Raw genomic sequence first — 20,813 nt, forward strand, 5'->3', positions numbered from 1 at the left:
CGATGCCGGCCACCAAGACGTTCACCTACAACTCGATCGACGCCCACGGCAAGAAGTCCAAGGGCACGATCGAGGCGCCCAACGAGGCCGCCGCCACCCACATGCTGCGCTCGCGCGGCGAGGTGCCGCTCGGCCTGACCGAGGCCGGCCACGGCCTGCAGCGCGAGATCAAGATCCCCGGCCTGGGCAACCGGGTCAAGCTCAAGGACCTGGCGGTGTTCGCCCGGCAGTTCGCGACGATGACCTCGTCCGGCATGTCGCTGCTGCGCTCACTCTCGATCCTCGAGGAGCAGACCTCCGCGCCGCCGCTCAAGAAGGCGCTCGCCGAGGTCCGTACGGATGTGGCCGGCGGCGGGGGGCTCTCCGCGTCGATGGCCAAGCACGACCGGGTCTTCCCGCGCCTCATGATCGCCATGATCCGGGCCGGCGAGACCGGCGGCATGATCGACAAGGCTCTCGAGCAGATCGCCGAGAGCCTGGAGAAGGACACCGCGCTCCGCGGCAAGATCAAGGGCGCGCTGACCTATCCGGCGATCGTGCTGGGCTTCACGTTCGTCATGATCGCCGGCGTTCTGATCTTCATCGTCCCGATCTTCGAGGGGATGTTCAAGAACCTCGGCGGCGAGCTGCCGGCCCCCACCCAGTTCCTCGTGACGGCCAGCCGCAACATGGGCTGGATCGGGCCGCTGGTGCTCGGCCTGGGCGCCGGCGGCACCTTCGCCTACAAGCGCCAGCTGCGGTCCAGCGCCGACTTCCGGCTCAAGGTCGACCAGCTGAAGCTCCGCCTGCCGGTCTTCGGGCCGCTGCTGCGCAAGCTCGCGATGAGCCGGTTCTCCCGCAACCTGGGGCTGCTGCTCAACGTCGGCGTACCGGTCATGCAGGCGCTGTCGGTGGTCGGCGAGACCACCGGCAACGAGGTCATCAACGTCGCCATGAAGGACGTGCAGGCCACCGTGCGTGACGGTCAGCCGATGTCCTCGGCGCTGCGCAACCACAAGATCTTCCCCGAGATGGTCACTCAGATGATCGAGGTCGGTGAAGAAAGCGGTCAGATCAGTCAGATGCTCGACAAGGTTGCCGATTTCTACGACCGAGAGGTCGACGAGGCGGCCGAATCCCTGACCGCGTCCATCGAACCGATCATGGTGGTCGTCATGGGCACCGTGGTCGGCGGCATGGTCATCTGCCTCTACCTGCCGATGTTCACCATCGGCCAGAACATCCAGACGACCTGACAAGCGTTCCCCCGGCCGATCCCGACGGCCGGTTCGCACCACCCTTTCCCCGCCCCACCCTCATCAGCCCATGGAGGCACCCCGAATGCAGGACGTCATCGCGAAGCTCCGCGCCAAGAAGGACGACGAAGGCTTCACCCTGATCGAGCTCCTCGTGGTCGTGGTCATCATCGGTGTCCTCGTCGCCATCGCGGTCCCGGTCTACCTGAACTACCGCCAGGGTGCCGCCGACAAGTCGGCGCAGTCGGACGTCCGCGGCGCGATCAGCGCGATCGAGCAGTACTACACCAACAACGGCAACACCTACCCGACCGCCGCGGCGAGCGCGACCACCAGCCCGCTGGAGATCGCCGGCATCGGCAGCGGCTCGAAGGCCACCATCACGCTGTCCGACAAGACCCAGCTCGCCTACGTGCCGAAGAGTGGCAACACCAGCGCGTACCTGCTCTGCGCGAACAACACCGGCGGCAGCGGCAAGTGGTACCTCTACGACAGCGAGGCCGGCGGCTCGGTCAAGACCGCCACCGGCACGCTGAAGCTCACCACCTGCGCGGCCTGATCCGTCACTCCGGTCCCGGGCGACCCGCCCGGGACCGGAGCACCGCAGTCATGCCCGCCGCGAGCCGATAGGAACGACATGACGGAGACGGCGCTGCTGCTCGTGCTGACCGGCGTGCTCGGTCTCGCGGTGGGCTCGTTCCTGAACGTCGTGATCTACCGGGTGCCCCGCGGCGAGTCGCTGGTACGGCCCGGCTCGCACTGCCCGCACTGCGGAAACCCGGTCCGGAACCGGCACAACGTCCCGGTGCTCGGCTGGCTGATGCTCCGGGGCCGCTGCGCCGACTGCCGGGCGCCGATCAGCGCCCGGTACCCGCTCGTCGAAGCCGGCACGGCCGCCCTGTTCGTGGCGGTCGCGGCCCGGTTCGGCTGGTCCTGGGAACTGCCCGCCTACCTCTATCTGGCGGCCGTCGCGATCGCCCTGGCGCTCATCGACCTGGACGTCATGCGACTGCCCGACAAGATCGTGCTGCCGTCGTACGCCGTGGCCGTCGCCCTGCTGGCGCCGGCCTCGCTGGCCGGCGGCGAGGTGAGAGCGGTGATCCGCGGCCTGGTCGCGGCCGTCGTGCTCTACGTCTTCTACCTGGTCATCGCGTTCTGGGGAATGGGCGGCGGGGACGTGAAGCTGGCGCCACTGCTCGGCTTCTACCTCGGCTGGCTCGGCTGGGACGCCGTCATGATCGGCGCGTTCGCCGGCTTCCTGCTCGGCGGGCTGGTCGGCGCCGTCCTGCTCGCCCTCAAGCTGGCGAGCCGCAAGAGCAGGATCCCGTTCGGCCCCTACATGCTGGCCGGCGCGTTCCTCGCGGTGTTCGCGGCGGCGCCGGTCGGCTCCTGGTACAGCAACCTGCTCGTCTGATCTCGTCTGATCGAAGAACTGATCTCGTCTGATCGAAGAAAGGAAGGCCGATGGCCGGCGCAACACCGATCGGGCTCGACATCGGCTCGTCCTCCATCCGGGCGGTCGAGGTCCGGCGTTCCAAGGACGACTACTCCCTGATCAACTTCGGTCAGTTCCCGCTGCCACCCGGCACCGTCACCGGTGGCGTGATCCAGGACCCGGCCGCCGTCACCTCGGCGCTCAAGCAGCTCTGGGCGGCCAGCCGGTTCGGCACCAAGAAGGTCAGCCTCGGCGTCACCAACCCACAGCTCGTGGTCCGCGAGATGTCGATCGCCAACCTGCCGGCCAACCAGATGAAGCAGGCCCTGCCGTTCCAGGTGAAGGAGGCGCTGCCGCTCGCGGTCGAGCGCTCGCTGCTGGACTTCTACCCGCTCGAGGAGCCCGGCGACAACGCGACGGTGCGCGGCCTGCTCATCGCCATGCCGAAGGACGCCGTGGTCACCCTCGTGCAGTCGGTCGAGAAGGCCGGGCTCCAGGTGACCGACGTCGACCTGGCGTCGTTCGCGCTGCTGCGGGCGGCCTCCCGGCTGGACGCGCAGGTCGAGGCGATCGTCGACATCGGCGCCAACATCACCAGCGTCGTGGTGCACGCCGACGGCGAGCCGATCTTCGTGCGCACCCTCCCCCGCGGCGGCACCGAGATCACCGAGTCGATCGCGACCCGGCTCGGCGTGGACACCGCCGAGGCCGAGGTGATCAAGTGCCGGTTCGGCCTGCACGGCGACGGCAACCCGGACACCGTGGCGGCCCTCACCGACGCGGTCCGGCCGCTCTCCAGCGAGCTGCGCAGCTCCTTCACGTACCTGGCCTCGGGTGAACGCCAGAAGCAGGTCACCCGGGTCTCGCTCTGCGGCGGCAGCGCGCTGATGCCGGGCCTCGCCGAGCACCTGCAGGAGCAGCTCGGCGTAGCGGTGATGTACGCGGACAGCACGGCCCGCCTGCGCGACACCCGGCGGGCCCGGGAACGCGGATTCGAGAGTTTCGTGCCGTCGGCGGCGGTGTCGATCGGCCTCACCCTGGGAGCGGCGCGATGACCACGGTCCTGATGCCCCTGGATCCCTCGGTCTCCCCGCAGCAGGCGGCCCGGGTGCTCACCATCCGCGCCGACCTGCTGCCGCCGGAGATCCGGGACGGCCGGCGCGCCCGGCGCACCCGCGCCTTCGTGCTGGTCTCGCTCGCCCTCGTGCTGGGCCTGCTCGGCAGCTGGTACTGGCTCGCCGTCCAGGACCTGAACACCGCCCGGGACGAGAACAACGCCGCCTTCTCCCAGCTCACCGACGTGCAGCGGACACAGCAGAAGGACCCCGAGGTGCAGGCCCTGATCAAGACCGAGAACGGTACGACGCTGCTCGCCCGCGAGCTCGAGACGGTCCTCACCGACGACCTCTCCTGGGCGAACCTGCTCGACCTGATCCGCGCCCGGGCCGAGGACGAGGACGTCACGGTCTCCGAGATCAGCGCCTCGCTCGCCGCCTCCGACGCCGTCCCGACCACCGGCAACGCCGTGGGCACCGCGACCGTCACCGGCACCGCCGAGAACAAGAAGGTGGTCGCCGCCTACGTCGACGCCCTCAGCGACCTGGAGGACATCGCCAACCCGTTCGTCAGCAGCATCTCGAGCACCGGCGGCACGGTCTCGTTCAGCATCTCCGTGACGATCACCAAGGCGGCGCTCTGCGGCCGCCTCGTCGACGAGGACCACGTCTGCCCGGCCGGAGGTAAGTGATGACCGCACGACGCATCGACAGCATCTGGCTGATCGGCGGCCTCTCCCTGTTCGCCGTCATGATCATCGCGAGCTGGTTCCTGCTGATCAAGCCGAAGTACGCCGAGGCGGACGGCGAGCGCGAGCAGGCCGGCACGATCGCGGCCCAGGCCAGCAGCCTGAAGAGCAAGTATTCGCAGCAGCAGCAGCGCGCCGAGGACCTGGACGAGTACATGGCGAAGCTCGCCACCTACCAGGCCGCCCTGCCGCGGAGCAGCAACAACAACGACATCCCGGCGTTCCTGCGCGAGCTGCAGACGCTCGGCACCAAGCTCGACGTCGACGTGAGCGGCTACAGCGCGGCCGAGCCGGAGACCTCCGAGGGCAGCGCCACGGTGAGCGAGCTGCCGATCACCCTGAACGCCTCCGGCAAGACCGCGAACCTCAGCAGGTTCCTGAAGCAGCTCCAGGGCACCCAGCCGCGCGCCGTACTCATCGAGAGCGCCTCGCTCACCGTCGACTCCGGCGACGTGGCCTCGGTGTCGCTGGCGCTGAGCGCCTTCATCACCGCCTCGGAGACCGCCGACCTGGCCGAGCTCAAGAAGGATCTGGAGAAGGCGTCCTGATTCGATCCGGCCGGAACGGGGCATGGATCGATACATGGCTCTGGTGAAGAGGCAATCCCGCCTGGTCACGGTCGACGGCGTCGTCTACCGCTGGCGGGTCCGCAAACGCCCGGCCCGCCCCGCTCCGCTGTCCTTCGCCGTCGAGCGGGCCGACCGCCGGGGCGCCATCCTGCTGGCCACCCTCCCGGAGACCGACTGGACCACCATCCCGCCGGTCCCCACCATGGTCGCCGACCTGGTCCGTCAGGGCCGGGAACAGGGCTGGCACCCCGAGGAGCCGGGAGCGGCCTTCCCCCTGCGGGCCGCCTGAGAAACGTCGGCTCCGGCGTACCGGGAAGAAGCCGGAAGCGAATCGCCTCGCGCAACCGGCGCGGGGCCTCTAACGGGGCACTGCCAGCGACGCCACGATCAGGACGAACGCCAGCGCGACGAGAAGGATCATGCCGCCGGCGGCGGCCAGGGCGCGCAGGACCTCACGCAGCGGCTGGAGTGCCTGGCGGAGCATGGTCAGCGCCAGGAAGAGCAGAAGAGCTGCCAGAACGAGGATGACGTTCCTCGTGGCGGCGATGCCGGCCGGATCGTTGGCCGCGGTGATGACGAGCGTTACGCTTCTCATCTGCCGGTCCTCTCGTTGGTGGGAAGCCACGTCGGATTTGGCTCGAGGGCGTCTCTGGTGCAACAGAGGCGCCCTCTCTCCATCGAAGCCGTTCACTACAGTGTGTGTCGTCAATTTGGGTGTTGGCAATTGCCAAGCCCGGCTTTCCCTACTAACTTGTGCCAAGTTCGAGTTGCCAAGCGCTTCTTGACATATCGTTGATGACGAGGTAGCTAGGAGGCCCGGGCATGGCCGAGCAGAGCAGCAGCCCCAGCCTGCTGCGCCGACAGCTGGGTCGCCGGCTCCGCGGGCTCCGGGAAGGACGCGGCGAGAGCCTCACCGCGGTCGCCGAGGCGCTCGAAGTGCATCCGTCGGTGATCAGCCGGCTCGAGACCGGGCAGCGGCCGCCGGGCATGCTCTATGTGGACGCCCTCTGCCGCCACTACGAGCTGGACGAGCCGGCCAAGGCCGAGCTCGTGCAGATGGCCCGTGACAGCCGGCAGTCCGGCTGGTGGGAGCCGTACAAGCTCGCCCCGGTGTCGAAGAACTACATCGGCTGGGAGAGCGCCGCCACCGCGATCTCGAACTTCGAGGTCACCCTCGTGCCCGGTCTCCTGCAGACGCCGGAGTACGCCCGGGCCATCATCGGCCCCACCCATCCGGACTACACCCCGCAGCAGCTCGCCACCGAGGTGAAGGCGCGGGTGAAACGGCAGCAGATCCTCGAGGAGAGCCACCTCCAGGTCTTCCACGCGATCCTCGACGAGAGCGTCCTGGTACGCCGCATCGGCAGCGACGAGACGATGCGGGCGCAGCTGCGGAAGCTGATCGCGGTGGTCGAGAACCCGAAGGTCGTACTCCAGGTCATGCCGTTCGCGGCGGGCGCCAGCCAGGGACTCGACGGACCGTTCTCGGTGCTGAGCTTCGCGGACGGCGAGACCGACGACCTCATCTACGCGGAAGGCGCCCTCGGGGCGCTCTACGAGGCCGACGTCGCCGAGGTGGCGCAGGCCAAGGCCGTCTTCCGGGAACTGGCCGAGATGGCAGCGAGCCAGAACGATTCAATATCGCTGATCGAGAAGATTCTCGACCGGCACTGACGAGGGAGTTTCCATGGCAGCACTCAACGTAGACCGCGATCTCCTCCAGTGGCGCAAGTCCCGGCGAAGCTCGGGAGGGAACTGTGTGGAGGTCGCCCCGCTCTCCGACGGGATCGCGATGAGGAATTCGCGCTTCCCCGACGGCGAGGTGCTCATCTGCACGAACGCCGAGTTCGAGGCCTTACTGAGCGGCATCAAGGACGGCGAGTTCGACAACCTGGTCAGCTGACGGCCGGTGAGCGCCGGCCGGCGGCCGGCGCTCACGCCGGGCACGAACAAAAAACGCCCGGACATTGTCCGGGCGTTTCACAAGGGTGGAGCTGAGGGGACTCGAACCCCTGACCCCCACACTGCCAGGACGGTACTCACCCTAGATCGCTGTGCTGCAAGTCGCTGACCAGTGTCGACGCGGATCGACTTACCGTTACTCCCCGCCACGATCCCTCAACGACCGGTCGATCTGGCACGGATCTGGCATGGCGCTTGGGGCTTTTGTGGTGGATTCTCTTGGTCCACCCTTTTCGGTACCGTTGAGCTAGGCCGCACTGAGGCAGCCGTCAGCTGGTTCGGAGGCTGAACTCCAGCGGATGCCCATTGGGAGCGATCCCAAACAGTGGAGTTCATGTAACGCAGGTCACGATTTAATCTCAATCTCCCGCGCCTGGCGACTTGACGTACTGTCCGGTAACCGCCCGCTCTCTTATGATCTTTGCTCTTTGCCCGTTTCGTACTGAGGTTTTTCGCCTTTAGTGACTCTCAGATCACGAAGCGCAATCATCCGAACGGACCAAGATCTCCTCACGCATCGGCACCCGATGTCGAGCCGGATGGAGGTAGACCGCCTGCGTGGTACCGTTCTACAAGTAGTCCCGATACTTGCCGACAGGCAAGGCCGATACTTGACAAGTGCAGAGCGCCAGCGACCCATGTTCGGACACAGCCGGCTGCATCCGGCCCGAACACCCAGAAGCCGTCTAAGTTGCTAGAAAGGGATGCCGATGCCCGTCGATGACAATGAACAAGAGGTCGGCCCGGAGATGCCCGAGGACGACCCCCACGAAGGATGCAAGAGGTGCCGTCGGCACAACTTGATCATCCGTTACATCTGGGCTACCGCCGCGCTTGTGACAGCGGCGTCCACGACAGTGGCTCCTTTTATCCACTGATCAGCCCCTGGCCGAGACGGAGGTTTGATGGCACCCGGCTGCATCCGGGTGCCATCCGCCAGCCAGCCGTCTCTTGCTAACCGGTACCCGAGGCCCGTGGCCTCACCCCAAGGTTAGACGAGTTAGCTAGTCCTTACCACCCGAATTCGATGGGTGAATGCATATATGGAGCAAGGGTCGGATCAGACATGATCACTGAGCTGCTCCACCTGGCGCCCTGCACTTGTCGGTGGCACAGAGATGCTACTAGCAGGCTAAACGCTCACTGAGTGGCGTCTCTCGACCACGCATGGCTATGTATGCACTGCGGACGATATGGTGTTCGCCTCCAAGCGTTGCTCAGAGCTGGAAGGTCGCGTGCGTGTCGACACTGTGGCTCCCCTATGCCATTAGGGACGATAACCGCTTTGAAGTCGATCTTGCTTCGCTCGACGTCGATGCCAAGGTGGCCATACGACGACTTATGATGAAGCAGCAGGACTTTAGCGGCATCTTCAACGACACGGCGGAGCCCGACTGTCCACTTGACGACGTGGTGTACGAAAGAGCGTTACGCCTCCTCAGGTCACCCTGTAGGCACAGAGTGGCCGGCCTCTTCTGGGCGTACTCCCACGGCCCATCCCAACTGAACGGGACTCGACCAGCCGTGGCCCTGGTGCCCTACGTCTCGAGCGGGCGGGAACCATCACAGCAGGTAGTCAACGAGGCTCGGGTGCGCTACCGATCATGGACCAGATGGTGGCGATGAAGTCAAGTTCATGGAGAACTTTTCCACGAAACCCTTCCGTCTGAGGTTCGTTGGTAGCTAATATCGGTACTACCGATGCCCAGCGTGGGGTGTTCCTGGCTCTCGGCGGAGGAGGATGCAATGCCGCGGTTCGGCAGACACAGGCAGACTTTGCAGCAATCTACCAGCATTGATCGTCCAACAGCGGCGGAGCTGGGGGATCCTGAGTTTCGTGCAGCCTGGGAGGATGCAGAGGCTCGAGATTCGATGATGCTTGCCTTCTTCCACCTTCGTAAGAAGAGACGATGGTCCCAGGCTGAACTCGCGAGGCGACTTGGAACTACTCAGTCCGCTGTCTCCGAGTTTGAGAAACAGATCAGTGAGCCCAGGTTGCCCACGCTCCAGAGGTGGGCAAGAGCGTTTGGCTACCGGCTTGACATCAGGTTGGTGGCCGGCCCACTCCCAGTAGCAGAGTCGTGGGTAGAGCGATCTCTCCAATACGAGACAATTCTTGGTAAGATAAAGATGAATAACGACCTAGCCACGGCATGGCTTGAGGAAGACAACCACCCACCGGTCACTGAGCCCGTTTCGGTACCGTCGCAAGATGTCGTCGTCAAAAGCGTCCACTATAAGGGCCTCGGCGAGCGTGAGGATTACGTGACCAGCCTTACTTCGGAACTTGCCTCGGCCGGAGCACGATGACCATCCCCGTTGGCACACGCCGCCGCATGTCGAACCATGTTGCCAAGAACGCATCGCTGATCGATGTGAGGTTACATGACATATCTGCCCGACTTCTTGGAACGGTGGGCAAGACCCCGCTTCGTCCGTCGATCAAAGTCGATGCGAATTTCGGCCGTGCTCAAGCATTTGCTCTTTATGATTACACCTATGAGCTTGAGGCGACGGATGACTCGGGTAAGTCGGTCTTTCGCGCCGCTTTCGCACTGAATCTTGTTTTTCGATTGACCGACTCAGAAAGTGTTACTGCGGAAGAACTTGAGGCTTTCGGTAGCTTCGGTGTTGCCGAGATCGCGCATCCTTATGTACGAGAATTGATCCACAATCTCACCTTTAGGATGGGTCTACCACCATTCATCCTAGAAGTTGCGCCACCAATCGTCGACCAAGCTACAGTCGCTGGATGACAGAAATCGGCTACGAGGTGGGGACATGGCTTAAGGCCATGATTGTTCGCTGAGGCCTACGGTCGATGTCGCCTGGACATTGGGCAGCGAGGCCGCACCGGCGTCTGCTTGGCACGGCGGCGTATCCCCCTGCCGGGCAGAGGCAATTGGGCGTCCGCTTGCGACGCGACGCGCGCAGCCTTGGCCTGTCAATACCAAATTGACATCAAATAGCCGCCCAGTCCAACTGAGTCGGTGGACGGGTGCGGCGGCGTGCGCCCAGATGCGGGCAGGCCATCGGCCTGCCGCTTGACCGACCTGACCGCTAGGGCCGCGGAGGCTCCGAGGTCAGGGGCGGCCGCTCGCGGCCGTCGCTTGCGACGCGAAGCGCCCTTGACCTCGGAGGGGCGGCCCGAACAGACTGCGCGCCGCCGCGCCTGGCATCCGACGGCCGTGACTCGCGCTCCCGGCCCCGGCGCGGCAGCTCGGCCGCGTCGCCCAGGCCGCGCCGGTCGGCTGCCGGCCAAATCCTTCTACCACATGCCACCGTGCCCCTGTAGTCGCAGCGGCCCGACCCGCTCTGCACGCCAGCCGACGGGCTAACTGCGTGGCCGTCGTGTGCGCCAGCTAAGCGACGGGTACGCGCCCAGGCGGCGGCGTGAGCGGCCCGTTTCGGGCCGCCTTGAAGACGTACAGAAAGTTTGAACAAGATCCGGCAGCTGACCGGCCCCTCTTACAGGATCCCCGGTCCAACTACTCAGATCGCTTGCCGCCGAATTGAGGACCGTCTGCCCAGAGCTGGCTAAGTTCCTCAGGTGCCAGGGGCTTTCGGTAGCAGGCTTGTAGGACGCTGCCGATCACTTCGCTTTCTGATTCAGCCAGTGCCGTGAACCAATCGAGTCCTGCCGGATAGGCCCACAGATATGACCGAAGCTGCGGGTTGACGGCTCGGTCGGACAGGATGTTGCCGATGTTCTCATCGGTCCAGGACGGCACCAAGAATCGTGCTCTCGTTACGCAGTCGTCGATTGAAGCGCCAGCGTTGACGAGGCGGTGAAGGTCGGCTCGTGCTAGCTGCGTGTAGTGCACAAAGCTCAAGCGGGCCATCGCACGCTGATCGTCTGGGATGACAAACAGCGGCAGTGCTTGCGCGAGTCCCTCCATCAAAACCTGCTGAGCAGCGTGAACCGAGCAGAGCCGAACCCAAGGTACGTCCTCCGTGAGGGCCTGGGCGCTAAAACTTGCACCCTGGAGTGCGTGGCCGAAGATCTCATGAAGTGTGAAGGCTCGTGCGCTGACTTCCGTGAAGACAGCGTTCTTGAGATTCAGTCGCATTCTGGCGTTTTGTCCTGCGCCATCGAGCCAGTAGCTCCAGTAGGCGTCGATATGCACATTCTCGATCGAGAGCTCGAAGGGGGCCGTCGAACCAGTGATCCTTCGGACTGCCGGTTCCAAGTCGGTCATCATTTGGCGAACGACATCGGGAACGTCTTCAACGTTCAAAGGAGTTTCAACCTGCGCCAGCTCAGTAGCCGTCTGGGCGTTCCAACCGACACCGATCGCGGTCAACCGGTCTCGCATCAACTCACGGCGCTGCATCAGGTAGTCGTCTGACCACCCGAGTGCGGAGCATCCTTGTGTCTGCTCGACGTAGTCGTTCAGTGGCAAGCGCTCACCGAGCAGAGCGCGGAGATACGTTAGGTCACTCCGCAGCCGGCGGCGCAGCTCTGGCAGCTCTCGGTCTCCCAGTCTTTGCCACAGATCTTCCAACGCGTGGAGGACTTCGAGCCTGCTTGCTGCGGGCTGCACAGCGGCGCCATGGGGATAGCAGTCATAGTCGATGACCGCCGAGGTGCCGCGTTTCCGCTCGTAAGCGTCCCAGGCACGGATTGCTCTCTCGGCTTCGTCACGCAGGATCACGGTTGATGTCCCATCTCAAGGTGACTACCTGATTCGGCTGGAGGTAATCCCGAGTCAGTGTAATTAGGACGTCGTCGCCGTCGTAGTCCCAGACCACGTCTGCCTGACCTGAGTGCTCCGACCCATCCGGACTCTCTTCGAGGGATGAACAGCTAGTAAGCCGTTTCACCCCTCGGTGTCGGAGGGTGATGGTTGTGTGCCTCGTGTAGCGGTAGACGCTGTGCCGCCAGTAAAGCTGGTCGACAAACTTTCCGCCTTGGCAGGTATAGCCAATGAACCCGGATTCGCCCGGCTTGATCGGTGGCGATATCTGGCAGGCGAACTTGATCAGAGTTGGCGTGCTGTGAATACCTTGAACGGCGACTCGTCGAGTTCCTTCATCCAGTGGCGATATTTCTAGTTCACCCTGCGTGTAGCGGAACCAAATCTCGCGCGGGAAGCGCGAAATGGGCTTGTCGCTCATATTGAAGAGCTCATGTCGATAGGTGAGCACTGCGGATCCGTCGGCCTGAATGTCGATGTCTAGTTGGAACTCCAACTCAACGATGTGTCCATAGGTTCCAGCGATGAGATGAACTTCATCGTCAGACAGGCGCATCTTCCTCTTCAGGGTGACGAGACGCTTACCTATATCGAGGCTGAGGTCATGAGCTGAGGATCTATCGCCTGCCTCCGCGAGTGCGAAACTCGCGTCTTCTTGTCTCGCTATCCCGGACGGGCGAGCAGCGTTCTGCCAGGCTGCGGGCACCCCATCAGGCTCCTCCATGCCCTGGGCCACGGCACCGGCAAGCTCCTCGATCTCACCCTCCAGCGTCTTAGGCAGGATTCCTTCACCTGCCTCCCCAGGTGCAAAGAGTTGATGTGCCGTGTATCCGGGGAACATCGCCTCCAAGACGCGGCAATGGTCTGAATAAGGTAGGCCCCTCATATTCCCCGATAGCCACCGATGCAACTGGGCACGGCTCGGCCACTTGCCCTTCAGCTGTGGGTCTACCTTGCTGGCGGCTTTGTCGTACTCACCGCAGAACGTTCGGTACGTCTGCCAGTGTCGCTTGTGGAGCAGGCTTTTCAACAGGATCGGTGTCGATGACATCGATTCCCCCTCGCGGCCAGTCGCATTCATCAACGCCGATCATACCAAGATGAGACATAGATGAGACGCCCGAACCGAGAACAGCCAAGGTGCGACATTCGCGCCGATGAGGTGAAACACCAATAACGGGCACGCTTCTTCCAAGCAAGAGCAAGTGGTCCCGACTGGGATCCCGCTCGATTACGACTCGGAAGGAGTCACAGCATGAAGCTGTACGTGAACACAACGGGTAAGCAGTTCACGGTGTCGAAGCAGACCGAACCGAAGAACGACCAGAACGGCAACCAGCGTTCCGAGAAGGGAACTGGCCGGCTGATGTGGTCGACCCAGGTCTTCGTGCTCGACGAGACCGGTGGCGAGGTCATCACGGTGACGACGGCAGGAGAAACGCCGAACGTCTCCGTGGGGCAGCTCGTCGCTGTCGAGCAGCTGGAGGCCATCCCGTGGGCGACCAACGGGCGTAACGGCGTCGCGTTCCGCGCGGTGTCGCTGAAGCCGGTCTCGGCTCCTTCGGCTAAGTAGGTGCTTCGATGGAACAGGCCCTGAATGTCCTGTTGTCGAGACTTGCGGCAGACATCGAACGCCGCGACGGTGACGCAGCCGTCAACACTCTCGAAAAGATCCACGCCGTGAACCCGGCATTCGCCGAACTGCTGATCTTCCACCTCGCGGAGGCGGGTGTTCGCCGGATCCTCGCTCGGCACGGTCAGTCGGTCAACTGATCCATCCGGTAGCACACGCACGGGATCGGCTTGGGCTGTCACCCACCGATCCCGTGCACCCAACGAATCCCCTACCCCTAGCAAGGGAGGACTCGTCATGTCCAAATCTAACTCAAAGCGCGGTTTCGGTCGACGTTCCGGAACCGTCACTGTCATCGAGCAGCGGGTACACCGCTCGGCCGCCGAGAACGCTCGTTTCGCGTTCATCCTCACTGTCATCGTCACCGGCCTGGTCAGCCTGGTCGTAGCCGCCAGCTACATGCACCCGCTCCTGGCCCTGCTTCTCGCCGTCCCGATCGCGACCGTCTGTGGCGCCCTGGTCTGGGCGATCACCCGGGTCTGGCCGGTCCTGCGGCTGATCTGGTGGTGGACTCCGGAAATCACCGGCACGGTCCTGTTGGCCTGGGCCTGGACCGGTCTGGCGGCTAGCACTCCGGCCTGGCTCACCCTGGCGATCCTCGCCGTCGTGGTCGGTGGTCCGGCCGCTGTTCCGTTCACCCGCCGCTGGGCGGTCGCGCTGTTCTGGTGCGTCGTGGTGCGGCACCGTCTGCGGGTCTGCTTCTCGCAGTTCATCATCGCCAACAAGTCCGGCAGCCTGCCGCTGATCTTCGCGGCCTGGCCGACCCCGGTCGGCGAACGGGTCTGGGTCATGCTGCGGCCCGGACTGTCACTGCAATATCTCGCGAACGAGCAGCAGCTCGGCAAGATCGCCGTCGCGTGCCACTGCACGTCGGTCCTGATCGACCGTACCGGCAGCAACTCCGCGTTCGTGCGTTTCGACATCAAGCGCCGTGAGGTGCTGACCAGCACCGTCGGTTCACCGCTGGTCGACTTCATCGAACCCGTCCCGCCGGTCTCCGACAAAGAGCCGGCCACCATCACCGGGCTTGACCTGCCCGATGTCGACGATCTCCCGCCGACTTCCCCTGGCCCTGCCAAACAACGGGCGGCTACCACCGCCAACGGCAGGAAACCCGCTCCTGCTGCTGCGGCCGCCGAGGCCGACGACGACATCAATCAGTGGATCTAAAGGAGCGGACCGATGATTGATCTTGATGCCATTGACCGCGACATGGTCATGCACTGTCTCACCCCTCGGCAGGTTCATCTCCGAGCCCAGCAAGCCGCCGAACACGGCGACGACCGTGACGCCCTGGCGTACCTGGTCGACACCGCCTGCAACCTGGCGGCCATGGCCTGCAAGATCGCTCAGGCCTACGCCGAGGACAGCTTCAACACCGCTGCGGCCACGCAAGCGGGCCTTGCCCCGTACCGGCACGAGGTACTGGCTGCGGCCGGGACCTGTGCGCACAACGCGGCCCTTTTCATTCAGGAAGCGCAGCGCCGACACGCACGCCGTGCCAGCGGATACGACCCGCTGATCGTGCCGCAGATGACCTGATTCCTTCGACCGGCCCAGAACATCCATCAGTCTCCGGGCCGGTGTTCTGGGCCTCCTACCGCCTCAGGAGGCGATAGCCCATGTCCGCCAACGCCCGCGGCCCACTCGGCACCGATCGGGTGTCAGTCGGGCCTGGCCTATCCATGTTCGACCCCATGTTCGTCGGCATCGACGAATTCGGCCATGCCGTCCATCTCGACGTCGTCTATCACAACCTGCTGATCGCCGGAGAACCCGGCGGCGGCAAATCCGGCCTGGTGAACCTCGCAGCCGGCACAGCAGCCCTGGCCGAGAAAACACGTCTCGTTCTCTTCGATGCCAAGTGGGTCGAGCTCGGCCCGTACATGAAAGTCGCCGACGAATTCATCGGCGACGAGATCGACAAAGCCCTCAGTGTCCTTCGTCGGCTGCTGACCGTCGCCCGTAACCGCTACCTGTGGATCCTCTCGCAACGTCGGCGCAAAGTCCGCCGTGAGGATCTGCTCTCGACCATCGTCACGATCATTGACGAACTAGCCATGTTCACCACAGTCCTCGGGACTGAACAACAACAGAAAGAGTTCGAGCAGCTCCTACGCGGCCTCGTCTCGCTCGGACGTGCGTGCGGGATGCCGGTCATCGCCGCCACTCAGCGCACCTCCTGGGACATCATCCCCGCCTCGCTGCGCGACCTGTTCGGTTACCGCTGCGCCTTCAGTTGCACCACCGTCGGCTCCTCCGACGTCATCCTCGGATCCGGTCTCGCAGCGATGGGCTACGACGCCTCCATGATCAACGCGGAGAACCCTGGCGAAGCCCTGCTCCGCGCCGGAAAGCGGCTCCCATACCTGATCAAAGCCGCCTACCTGTCCGACGACGACATCTACGGCATCGCCGATTACGCCGAATGGATGCGCAGCCCGTCCCGGCTCACCGTTCCCGCTCCGACCACTACCAGCCAATGGGAGATGGCCGCATGAAGCTGCCCACCATCACTCGCCTGCACGGCGACATCCCGCAGTTGCTCAACGCCTGCGACGTCTTCGAACACACCCATCACGTCCTGTGGGCCACCGCCCCCGGCAACTGCCCCGGACACCCGACCTGCTTCCGGATCACCGTCATCGGCCTCCGACGCCGTCCGACGACACCGGAGCGCACCACAACCGCATAAACGGAACCGGTCGACAGAACCCCCAAAGCCTGCCAGCCACACGGGTTCTGCCGACCTCCACCAACAGCCCCGAAAGGACGTGGCTGCCATGAAGCCTACCCACAAACCGACCCCGACACCCGATATCGACCCGGCCATGAACCCGGCCGCCCTGTTGCGTGCTGCGGCTCTCTATCTCGCCCAGCACGGCTGGGCACAGGGCGAATTCTTCGACCAGATGTTCGCGAACGCTTTCCCGCCTGCCTGTTCGCTCGGCGCAATCAACATCTGTGCCCACGGCCGCCCGATCCTCTGCGCCGACGAAACCGCCGAAGACGAGAACACCGACGCCGCCATCCGCGCCATGCGCGTCTTCGCCGCATACCTCGATCCCGACTACGGCACCACCGACGATCCCACTGCCGGGACCAGCGCCATCGACATCGTCTCCGGTTGGAACGACCACGACAGCCGCACCATGGCCGAGGTCATCGAGACCCTCACCGATGCCGCTGACGACTGGGACCGTATCCACCCCACCGGGGGTGCCCGGTGAACGACTACACCGTCAACCCGGTCTTGACACTCAACAGCCCGGCAGGCAACAGCCGGCCTTCGAAGCCGCGCCGCCGCGACGTCGTGGAGAACGACGAATACGCCGCCTTCGTCCGGCGCATTATCAAAGGCTTCGCCCGCCGCGTCGCCACCGGTGACGTCGAAGCCCTGCGCGACATGGTCGGCCTGTCCGGCCAGCTTGACGATGCCATCAGTGAAGCCGTCACCGGCCTGCGCCAGCACGGCTACTCCTGGGCCGAGATCGGCCAGCGCCTCGGCATCAGCCGCCAGGCCGCCCAGCAGCGCTGGGGAGGCACCGAATGACCACCTCGGCGCTCACCAATGACTACCTGGAAGCCCTCGGAGCCCGCACCGGCATCCGGGTTGAGTTCTACGACCCCACCGGCCAGCGCTACGGCTTTCCCACCTTCCCCTACCGGCAGGCACCCGACGGCTTGGCCACCCGCCGCCAGCTGCGTGCCGACGGCCTAAGCCCTGGCGGATACGACCCCGTCGCGCAGATCCTCTGGAGGCACGGCAAGACCCGCCGCGTCGCCTACCTCTACCGGCGCGATCTCGCTAAACGCAAGCGCGTCGCGTCCCCGGCCCAGCTCACCGTCATCCAGCGGATGCTCACCGGCCGCCGCACCTGCCCGACCTGCGGCATCACCCGCGACTACTACATCCCTATCCGGACCGGCGTCTGCTTCGGCTGCGACACCGGAGGTGCCCGATGAGCCTCATCGACCTCGGCGCACACCTCGCCGCCGACGACTGCCTGTGGTGCGTCGGCGGTATGAGCCCGGCCGGAATCCACGAGGATCTCGGCCCCGTCTTCGCGCTCTGCCCCACCCAGCGGTGGTGCGACGAATGCCACGGCGTCTCGCTGTTTCCCGCCGAATACGAAACCCTCGACGACCGCGTCAACGAAATGCTCGAAGACGGCCTCGCCGCCATCTGGTGCAGCTCCTGCATGGGCGTCACCGCCGTCGTCCCCGTCACCAACGACGGAGGCATCCGATGATCACTCTCACTCAGCAATTCGCCACCGAGTACGCCAAACGGGCCGTGCCCGGCATGCTCAAGGCGATCCGCCTCATCCGCCTGGCCAACAAAGGCATCGTCGTCGGTGCCGTTGCTGCGAGCTACCTGCACCAGGCCCACTTCCTGGAAACCCTCGGCGCCGGAATCTTCTCCTGGATCGTGCCCGCCGTCTTCGACCTGGCCATCGTCTCCATGCTGACCATCACCCAAACCGTCGGCATGGCCGCCGACGCCAAACGCGCAGCACTCAAAGTCCTGGTCGTCGTGGTCGTCATCTCCGCAGCGGTCAACTTCGCCGCCCCCGGCCCGCTCGGACTACGCATCATCTTCGCCCTCGTCGTCGGCCTGGTCGCCGCCGTCGAATGGGTCGCCGGGAAGATCCGGCCCGACTTCACCGCCATCGAAAACCGCGAAACCGAACTCACCAGCCACCACCCCGCTTCGGCCGAACACGCCACGAAGGAACAGCCGGCCACCCTGGCAGCGGCCATCCAACCGAGTCCGGTCGACACCACGACGCCGGACGTGCCGGCGCATCTGCTGCACACCGCCCGGTTCGCCATCGTCCAGCACGAACAGGCCACCGGACGACCCATCACCGACAGCGAACTTGCTACCCGGATGAACGTCACCCCGGCCGTCGCCGGACAACTCATCACCAGCATCCGGACCACCCAATCGGCACCCGGCCGCATTAACGGCCACACACCGACGCTTACCGGCGGTGCCCGATGACTTTCGTTCACGTCGCCATTCACCAGGTCACCCACATCTGCCCGGCCAATCCCGAGCCTCACGTGGTGGACACACGACGCGTGATCGTCGCCCTGATCCCCGGCGGCCCGTGCCGCCAGCCGATCAACGTTCGCCTTAACGACGTGACTGTCCCCGTTGCGTGCGGACGTCGGCTACCCACCGACCGGCAGTGCCCGGCCTGCAAGGTCATTGTCATCCAAGACCGCGACGTCATCATCACTCACCTGGGCTATGAAGGCCCGCAGCACCTTGCTCCGAGGACAGCTGCCTGACATGAGCACTTCGACGCTGGACCTCGTACCCCGGGAGCAGACTGCCCGGGGTACGGGCTCGAACGCCGAACCCGCCTGGACCCCACCACCAGCTGCATGCACCGCCACCGGACAAGCCCTCACCCGCGCCACCCGGCCCGGCTACTTCGACTGGCTCGACCACGTCCGCGCCGCTGGTGGCTGCACCCGCCCGATCCGACTCACCGGCACCCTGTCCACCATCGAAGCCACCACCGGCCGCCTCCTCGACGCCCGGCACACCGACCAGCTCCCCGACGCAGCCATCTACAAAGCCTGCGGTACCCGGCTCGCCTCGGTCTGCCCTGCGTGTGCCCGCGTTTACCAGGCCGACGCCTACCAGATCCTGCGGTCCCTGCTCATCGGCGGCAAAGGCATCCCCGCCTCGGTCGCCAAACACCCCGCCGCGTTCCCCACCTTCACCGCACCCTCGTTCGGCACCGTGCACGCACGCGTCGTCAAACACCACACCTGCGCCAACCGCAAACGCTGCACCTGCCGGGCTGAACCCTGCCACGCCCGCCGCGACACCGGCGCCTGCGAACACGGCAACCCGGCCGTCTGCTGGCGCCGCCACGAACCCGACGATCCCGTCCTCGGGCACCCGCTGTGCCTCGACTGCTACGACCACGACCACCACGTCGTCTGGAACGCGTTCAGCACCGAACTCTGGCACCGCACCAAACAGGCCGCCGACCGCTACCTGCACCAACTCTGCCGAAGCCGCGGACTGGCCTCCGTTCTGGTCCCCATCGGTGACGGCAAGCTGCGGCGTAAACCGCCCGTGCAGCTCACCCACGGCAAGGTCGCCGAACTCCAACGCCGCGCTGTTGTGCACTTCCATGCCGAGATCCGCCTCGACGGCGTGCACCCCACCGACCCCGACACCATCCTCCAGCCACCGCCCGGCATCAGCCCCGAGGACATCGCCGACGCCTTCCGCCACGCCGTCACCACGATCGCGTTCCGCACACCGGCCCATCCGGACCGGCCGGACGGCTGGGAGATTCGCTGGGGCGACGTCGACAAAGGCTTCGACATCGACACCTTCACCCTCGCCGCCGACGACACCATCACCGACGCCAGCGTCGCCGAGCACATCGCCTCCCGCCGTGCCGGCTACCTCGCTAAGTACGCCACCAAGAGCACCGAAGAGACCGGTTTCTCCTCCACCCGCATCACCGCCGACACCATCGATGACTACGCCGATCCCGACGGTGACCACCACGCCCGGCTCATCGACGCCTGCTGGCGCATCGGACGTCCCACACACACCCCCGCAGCGCTAGCCGGCCGACCTGTCCGCCACCCCGACCCCGGTGAACGCCGCGTCTTCGACACCCCCTGGGACTGCCCCGACTGCGGCACCCACACCCGCTATGCCGCCTGCCCCGTCTGCGCCGCCGAGCGTCAAGCCAGCCTTGACACCAAACCGGCCAGCACCGCCCCGCCCAACCCATATGCCCGGCTACGCCGCTACGCCCACCGCTTCGGCTTCAACGGCCACTTCCTCACCAAGACCCGCCGCCGCGTCGTCCGCTTCCAAACCCTGCGCGACGACCGGATCAACTTCCGCCGCGCCGCAGACCAGGCCGACACCTCCACTATCCGCGCTGTCGATCACCTCGATGAGACAACCCTCATCGTAGGCACCCTCACCTTCGCCGGAGTCGGCTGGCACAACTCCGGTGATGCGCTCCTCGCCAACACTGCTGCTGCTCAAGCACGCGAGCGACAAACCATCGGCCGTGAAGAACTGGCGCACGAAATCGGTAGCGCCGCGTCTTGTACCGATCCGATAGCCGCGTGAGATCCAGAAGTGGAGGCAACAGAATTGGCCGAGAAATACCTGTCCCTTCCCGAGGTTGCCGAAAGGCTGGGCACCGGGATACGGTTCCCTCGCCGCCTGGTGGAGGAACGGCGCATTGAATTCAAACGCTTCGGTCGCCATGTGCGTATAGCCGAAAGCACGCTGAACGACTACATCAATGAATCAACGGTGCCGGTCCTTCGTCGTCCGGCGCGGAGAAGGAGGGCAGCCTGAGTGTCCGGGAATACGAAGGGCCGTAAACGCCGGTTCGGGAGTGTCCGCCAACTCCCCTCCGGTTCCTGGCAAGCCAGGTACACGGGTCCGGACGGGCTGTCCCGTACCGGCCCGA

General features: G+C 65.1%; 28 protein-coding genes. 25 read left to right on the forward strand and 3 right to left on the reverse strand.

The window, feature by feature from the left end; translation table 11 throughout:
- Nucleotides 1–2: 2 nt before the first annotated feature.
- The 7 genes from AB0G10_RS36355 to AB0G10_RS36385 all read left to right on the forward strand — a co-directional run bounded on the left by AB0G10_RS36355 (nt 3) and on the right by AB0G10_RS36385 (nt 5,332).
- Entirely contained in the window at nt 3–1,235 is a 1,233-nt protein-coding gene (locus tag AB0G10_RS36355; protein ID WP_360932541.1) for a type II secretion system F family protein, read from the forward strand.
- A 70-nt stretch (nt 1,236–1,305) separates the two neighbouring features.
- Nucleotides 1,306–1,794: a prepilin-type N-terminal cleavage/methylation domain-containing protein gene (locus AB0G10_RS36360; protein ID WP_360932544.1), complete on the forward strand. Its 489-nt coding sequence runs from the start codon at nt 1,306–1,308 to the stop codon at nt 1,792–1,794.
- A gap of 78 nt (nt 1,795–1,872) precedes the next feature.
- Complete coding sequence (locus AB0G10_RS36365) at nt 1,873–2,649, forward strand: prepilin peptidase (RefSeq protein WP_360932547.1); 777 nt, start codon at nt 1,873–1,875, stop codon at nt 2,647–2,649.
- A 50-nt stretch (nt 2,650–2,699) separates the two neighbouring features.
- The gene (pilM, locus tag AB0G10_RS36370; protein ID WP_360932550.1) at nt 2,700–3,725 is read left to right on the forward strand and encodes a type IV pilus assembly protein PilM; all 1,026 of its coding nucleotides are present in this window, start codon (nt 2,700–2,702) and stop codon (nt 3,723–3,725) included.
- Nucleotides 3,722–4,417: a PilN domain-containing protein gene (locus tag AB0G10_RS36375; protein WP_360932553.1), complete on the forward strand. Its 696-nt coding sequence runs from the start codon at nt 3,722–3,724 to the stop codon at nt 4,415–4,417. Before pilM ends, AB0G10_RS36375 begins: the two co-directional genes overlap by 4 nt.
- On the forward strand, nt 4,417–5,022 hold the full coding sequence (gene pilO / locus AB0G10_RS36380) for a type 4a pilus biogenesis protein PilO (RefSeq protein WP_360932556.1): 606 nt from the start codon (nt 4,417–4,419) through the stop codon (nt 5,020–5,022). Before AB0G10_RS36375 ends, pilO begins: the two co-directional genes overlap by 1 nt.
- Nucleotides 5,023–5,056: 34 nt before the next feature.
- Entirely contained in the window at nt 5,057–5,332 is a 276-nt protein-coding gene (locus AB0G10_RS36385; RefSeq protein ID WP_360932559.1) for a hypothetical protein, read from the forward strand.
- Nucleotides 5,333–5,401: 69 nt separating this feature from the next.
- Here the strand turns inward: AB0G10_RS36385 and AB0G10_RS36390 are convergent, their stop codons facing one another.
- Nucleotides 5,402–5,638 (reverse strand): hypothetical protein, encoded by a 237-nt coding sequence (locus AB0G10_RS36390; RefSeq protein ID WP_360932561.1) that lies wholly within the window; start codon nt 5,636–5,638, stop codon nt 5,402–5,404.
- A gap of 227 nt (nt 5,639–5,865) precedes the next feature.
- On the opposite strand from AB0G10_RS36390, the gene AB0G10_RS36395 reads away from it, so the two are divergent.
- The 4 genes from AB0G10_RS36395 to AB0G10_RS36410 all read left to right on the forward strand — a co-directional run bounded on the left by AB0G10_RS36395 (nt 5,866) and on the right by AB0G10_RS36410 (nt 9,761).
- Nucleotides 5,866–6,717 (forward strand): helix-turn-helix transcriptional regulator, encoded by an 852-nt coding sequence (locus AB0G10_RS36395; RefSeq protein WP_360932564.1) that lies wholly within the window; start codon nt 5,866–5,868, stop codon nt 6,715–6,717.
- 13 nt (nt 6,718–6,730) lie between these two features.
- Entirely contained in the window at nt 6,731–6,946 is a 216-nt protein-coding gene (locus tag AB0G10_RS36400; RefSeq protein WP_360932566.1) for a DUF397 domain-containing protein, read from the forward strand.
- Nucleotides 6,947–8,706: 1,760 nt separating this feature from the next.
- Entirely contained in the window at nt 8,707–9,315 is a 609-nt protein-coding gene (locus AB0G10_RS36405; protein ID WP_360932569.1) for a helix-turn-helix transcriptional regulator, read from the forward strand.
- Entirely contained in the window at nt 9,312–9,761 is a 450-nt protein-coding gene (locus AB0G10_RS36410; RefSeq protein ID WP_360932572.1) for a hypothetical protein, read from the forward strand. Before AB0G10_RS36405 ends, AB0G10_RS36410 begins: the two co-directional genes overlap by 4 nt.
- Nucleotides 9,762–10,493: 732 nt before the next feature.
- Here the strand turns inward: AB0G10_RS36410 and AB0G10_RS36415 are convergent.
- A complete protein-coding gene (locus AB0G10_RS36415; RefSeq protein WP_360932575.1) occupies nt 10,494–11,660 on the reverse strand; it encodes a hypothetical protein in 1,167 nt (388 codons plus the stop codon).
- Nucleotides 11,647–12,783, reverse strand: coding sequence for a hypothetical protein (locus AB0G10_RS36420; RefSeq protein WP_360932578.1), 1,137 nt, complete (start codon nt 12,781–12,783; stop codon nt 11,647–11,649). Before AB0G10_RS36420 ends, AB0G10_RS36415 begins: the two co-directional genes overlap by 14 nt.
- 174 nt (nt 12,784–12,957) lie before the next feature.
- Between AB0G10_RS36420 and AB0G10_RS36425 the strand changes: the two genes are divergently transcribed.
- The 14 genes from AB0G10_RS36425 to AB0G10_RS36490 all read left to right on the forward strand — a co-directional run bounded on the left by AB0G10_RS36425 (nt 12,958) and on the right by AB0G10_RS36490 (nt 20,698).
- A complete protein-coding gene (locus tag AB0G10_RS36425) occupies nt 12,958–13,275 on the forward strand; it encodes a hypothetical protein (protein WP_360932580.1) in 318 nt (105 codons plus the stop codon).
- An 8-nt stretch (nt 13,276–13,283) separates the two neighbouring features.
- A complete protein-coding gene (locus AB0G10_RS36430; protein WP_360932583.1) occupies nt 13,284–13,475 on the forward strand; it encodes a hypothetical protein in 192 nt (63 codons plus the stop codon).
- A gap of 97 nt (nt 13,476–13,572) precedes the next feature.
- Entirely contained in the window at nt 13,573–14,505 is a 933-nt protein-coding gene (locus tag AB0G10_RS36435; RefSeq protein ID WP_360932586.1) for a hypothetical protein, read from the forward strand.
- Between the two features lie 12 nt (nt 14,506–14,517).
- Entirely contained in the window at nt 14,518–14,877 is a 360-nt protein-coding gene (locus AB0G10_RS36440) for a hypothetical protein (RefSeq protein ID WP_360932588.1), read from the forward strand.
- 80 nt (nt 14,878–14,957) lie between these two features.
- Nucleotides 14,958–15,836 carry an FtsK/SpoIIIE domain-containing protein gene (locus tag AB0G10_RS36445; protein WP_360932591.1) on the forward strand — a complete coding sequence of 293 codons (879 nt, stop codon included), beginning with the start codon at nt 14,958–14,960 and terminating at the stop codon, nt 15,834–15,836.
- The gene (locus tag AB0G10_RS36450; RefSeq protein WP_360932594.1) at nt 15,833–16,030 is read left to right on the forward strand and encodes a hypothetical protein; all 198 of its coding nucleotides are present in this window, start codon (nt 15,833–15,835) and stop codon (nt 16,028–16,030) included. Before AB0G10_RS36445 ends, AB0G10_RS36450 begins: the two co-directional genes overlap by 4 nt.
- A gap of 88 nt (nt 16,031–16,118) precedes the next feature.
- A complete protein-coding gene (locus tag AB0G10_RS36455; RefSeq protein ID WP_360932597.1) occupies nt 16,119–16,565 on the forward strand; it encodes a hypothetical protein in 447 nt (148 codons plus the stop codon).
- A 23-nt stretch (nt 16,566–16,588) separates the two neighbouring features.
- Nucleotides 16,589–16,888: a hypothetical protein gene (locus tag AB0G10_RS36460; RefSeq protein ID WP_360932798.1), complete on the forward strand. Its 300-nt coding sequence runs from the start codon at nt 16,589–16,591 to the stop codon at nt 16,886–16,888.
- Nucleotides 16,885–17,301, forward strand: coding sequence for an RRQRL motif-containing zinc-binding protein (locus AB0G10_RS36465; protein ID WP_360932600.1), 417 nt, complete (start codon nt 16,885–16,887; stop codon nt 17,299–17,301). Before AB0G10_RS36460 ends, AB0G10_RS36465 begins: the two co-directional genes overlap by 4 nt.
- Nucleotides 17,298–17,588 (forward strand): hypothetical protein, encoded by a 291-nt coding sequence (locus AB0G10_RS36470; protein WP_360932602.1) that lies wholly within the window; start codon nt 17,298–17,300, stop codon nt 17,586–17,588. The genes AB0G10_RS36465 and AB0G10_RS36470 overlap by 4 nt, the downstream gene beginning before the upstream one ends.
- On the forward strand, nt 17,585–18,343 hold the full coding sequence (locus tag AB0G10_RS36475) for a DUF2637 domain-containing protein (protein WP_360932605.1): 759 nt from the start codon (nt 17,585–17,587) through the stop codon (nt 18,341–18,343). Before AB0G10_RS36470 ends, AB0G10_RS36475 begins: the two co-directional genes overlap by 4 nt.
- Nucleotides 18,340–18,636, forward strand: coding sequence for a hypothetical protein (locus AB0G10_RS36480; protein WP_360932608.1), 297 nt, complete (start codon nt 18,340–18,342; stop codon nt 18,634–18,636). Before AB0G10_RS36475 ends, AB0G10_RS36480 begins: the two co-directional genes overlap by 4 nt.
- 1 nt (nt 18,637) lies before the next feature.
- Nucleotides 18,638–20,464: a replication initiator gene (locus tag AB0G10_RS36485; RefSeq protein ID WP_360932611.1), complete on the forward strand. Its 1,827-nt coding sequence runs from the start codon at nt 18,638–18,640 to the stop codon at nt 20,462–20,464.
- A gap of 9 nt (nt 20,465–20,473) precedes the next feature.
- Nucleotides 20,474–20,698 (forward strand): excisionase family DNA-binding protein, encoded by a 225-nt coding sequence (locus AB0G10_RS36490; RefSeq protein ID WP_360932613.1) that lies wholly within the window; start codon nt 20,474–20,476, stop codon nt 20,696–20,698.
- Nucleotides 20,699–20,813 lie beyond the last annotated feature (115 nt).

The organism is Actinoplanes sp. NPDC023714 (assembly GCF_040639855.1).
Classification (GTDB): domain Bacteria; phylum Actinomycetota; class Actinomycetes; order Mycobacteriales; family Micromonosporaceae; genus Actinoplanes.

Bases quoted from the DNA above. Each gene is read 5' to 3' on its own strand.
- AB0G10_RS36355 (WP_360932541.1), top strand. From the start codon at position 3: ATGCCGGCCACCAAGACGTTCACCTACAACTCGATCGACGCCCACGGC.
- AB0G10_RS36360 (WP_360932544.1), top strand. From the start codon at position 1,306: ATGGAGGCACCCCGAATGCAGGACGTCATCGCGAAGCTCCGCGCCAAG.
- AB0G10_RS36365 (WP_360932547.1), top strand. From the start codon at position 1,873: ATGACGGAGACGGCGCTGCTGCTCGTGCTGACCGGCGTGCTCGGTCTC.
- pilM (WP_360932550.1), top strand. From the start codon at position 2,700: ATGGCCGGCGCAACACCGATCGGGCTCGACATCGGCTCGTCCTCCATC.
- AB0G10_RS36375 (WP_360932553.1), top strand. From the start codon at position 3,722: ATGACCACGGTCCTGATGCCCCTGGATCCCTCGGTCTCCCCGCAGCAG.
- pilO (WP_360932556.1), top strand. From the start codon at position 4,417: ATGACCGCACGACGCATCGACAGCATCTGGCTGATCGGCGGCCTCTCC.
- AB0G10_RS36385 (WP_360932559.1), top strand. From the start codon at position 5,057: ATGGCTCTGGTGAAGAGGCAATCCCGCCTGGTCACGGTCGACGGCGTC.
- AB0G10_RS36390 (WP_360932561.1), bottom strand. From the start codon at position 5,638: ATGAGAAGCGTAACGCTCGTCATCACCGCGGCCAACGATCCGGCCGGC.
- AB0G10_RS36395 (WP_360932564.1), top strand. From the start codon at position 5,866: ATGGCCGAGCAGAGCAGCAGCCCCAGCCTGCTGCGCCGACAGCTGGGT.
- AB0G10_RS36400 (WP_360932566.1), top strand. From the start codon at position 6,731: ATGGCAGCACTCAACGTAGACCGCGATCTCCTCCAGTGGCGCAAGTCC.
- AB0G10_RS36405 (WP_360932569.1), top strand. From the start codon at position 8,707: ATGCCCAGCGTGGGGTGTTCCTGGCTCTCGGCGGAGGAGGATGCAATG.
- AB0G10_RS36410 (WP_360932572.1), top strand. From the start codon at position 9,312: ATGACCATCCCCGTTGGCACACGCCGCCGCATGTCGAACCATGTTGCC.
- AB0G10_RS36420 (WP_360932578.1), bottom strand. From the start codon at position 12,783: ATGAATGCGACTGGCCGCGAGGGGGAATCGATGTCATCGACACCGATC.
- AB0G10_RS36425 (WP_360932580.1), top strand. From the start codon at position 12,958: ATGAAGCTGTACGTGAACACAACGGGTAAGCAGTTCACGGTGTCGAAG.
- AB0G10_RS36430 (WP_360932583.1), top strand. From the start codon at position 13,284: ATGGAACAGGCCCTGAATGTCCTGTTGTCGAGACTTGCGGCAGACATC.
- AB0G10_RS36435 (WP_360932586.1), top strand. From the start codon at position 13,573: ATGTCCAAATCTAACTCAAAGCGCGGTTTCGGTCGACGTTCCGGAACC.
- AB0G10_RS36440 (WP_360932588.1), top strand. From the start codon at position 14,518: ATGATTGATCTTGATGCCATTGACCGCGACATGGTCATGCACTGTCTC.
- AB0G10_RS36445 (WP_360932591.1), top strand. From the start codon at position 14,958: ATGTCCGCCAACGCCCGCGGCCCACTCGGCACCGATCGGGTGTCAGTC.
- AB0G10_RS36450 (WP_360932594.1), top strand. From the start codon at position 15,833: ATGAAGCTGCCCACCATCACTCGCCTGCACGGCGACATCCCGCAGTTG.
- AB0G10_RS36455 (WP_360932597.1), top strand. From the start codon at position 16,119: ATGAAGCCTACCCACAAACCGACCCCGACACCCGATATCGACCCGGCC.
- AB0G10_RS36465 (WP_360932600.1), top strand. From the start codon at position 16,885: ATGACCACCTCGGCGCTCACCAATGACTACCTGGAAGCCCTCGGAGCC.
- AB0G10_RS36470 (WP_360932602.1), top strand. From the start codon at position 17,298: ATGAGCCTCATCGACCTCGGCGCACACCTCGCCGCCGACGACTGCCTG.
- AB0G10_RS36475 (WP_360932605.1), top strand. From the start codon at position 17,585: ATGATCACTCTCACTCAGCAATTCGCCACCGAGTACGCCAAACGGGCC.
- AB0G10_RS36480 (WP_360932608.1), top strand. From the start codon at position 18,340: ATGACTTTCGTTCACGTCGCCATTCACCAGGTCACCCACATCTGCCCG.
- AB0G10_RS36485 (WP_360932611.1), top strand. From the start codon at position 18,638: ATGAGCACTTCGACGCTGGACCTCGTACCCCGGGAGCAGACTGCCCGG.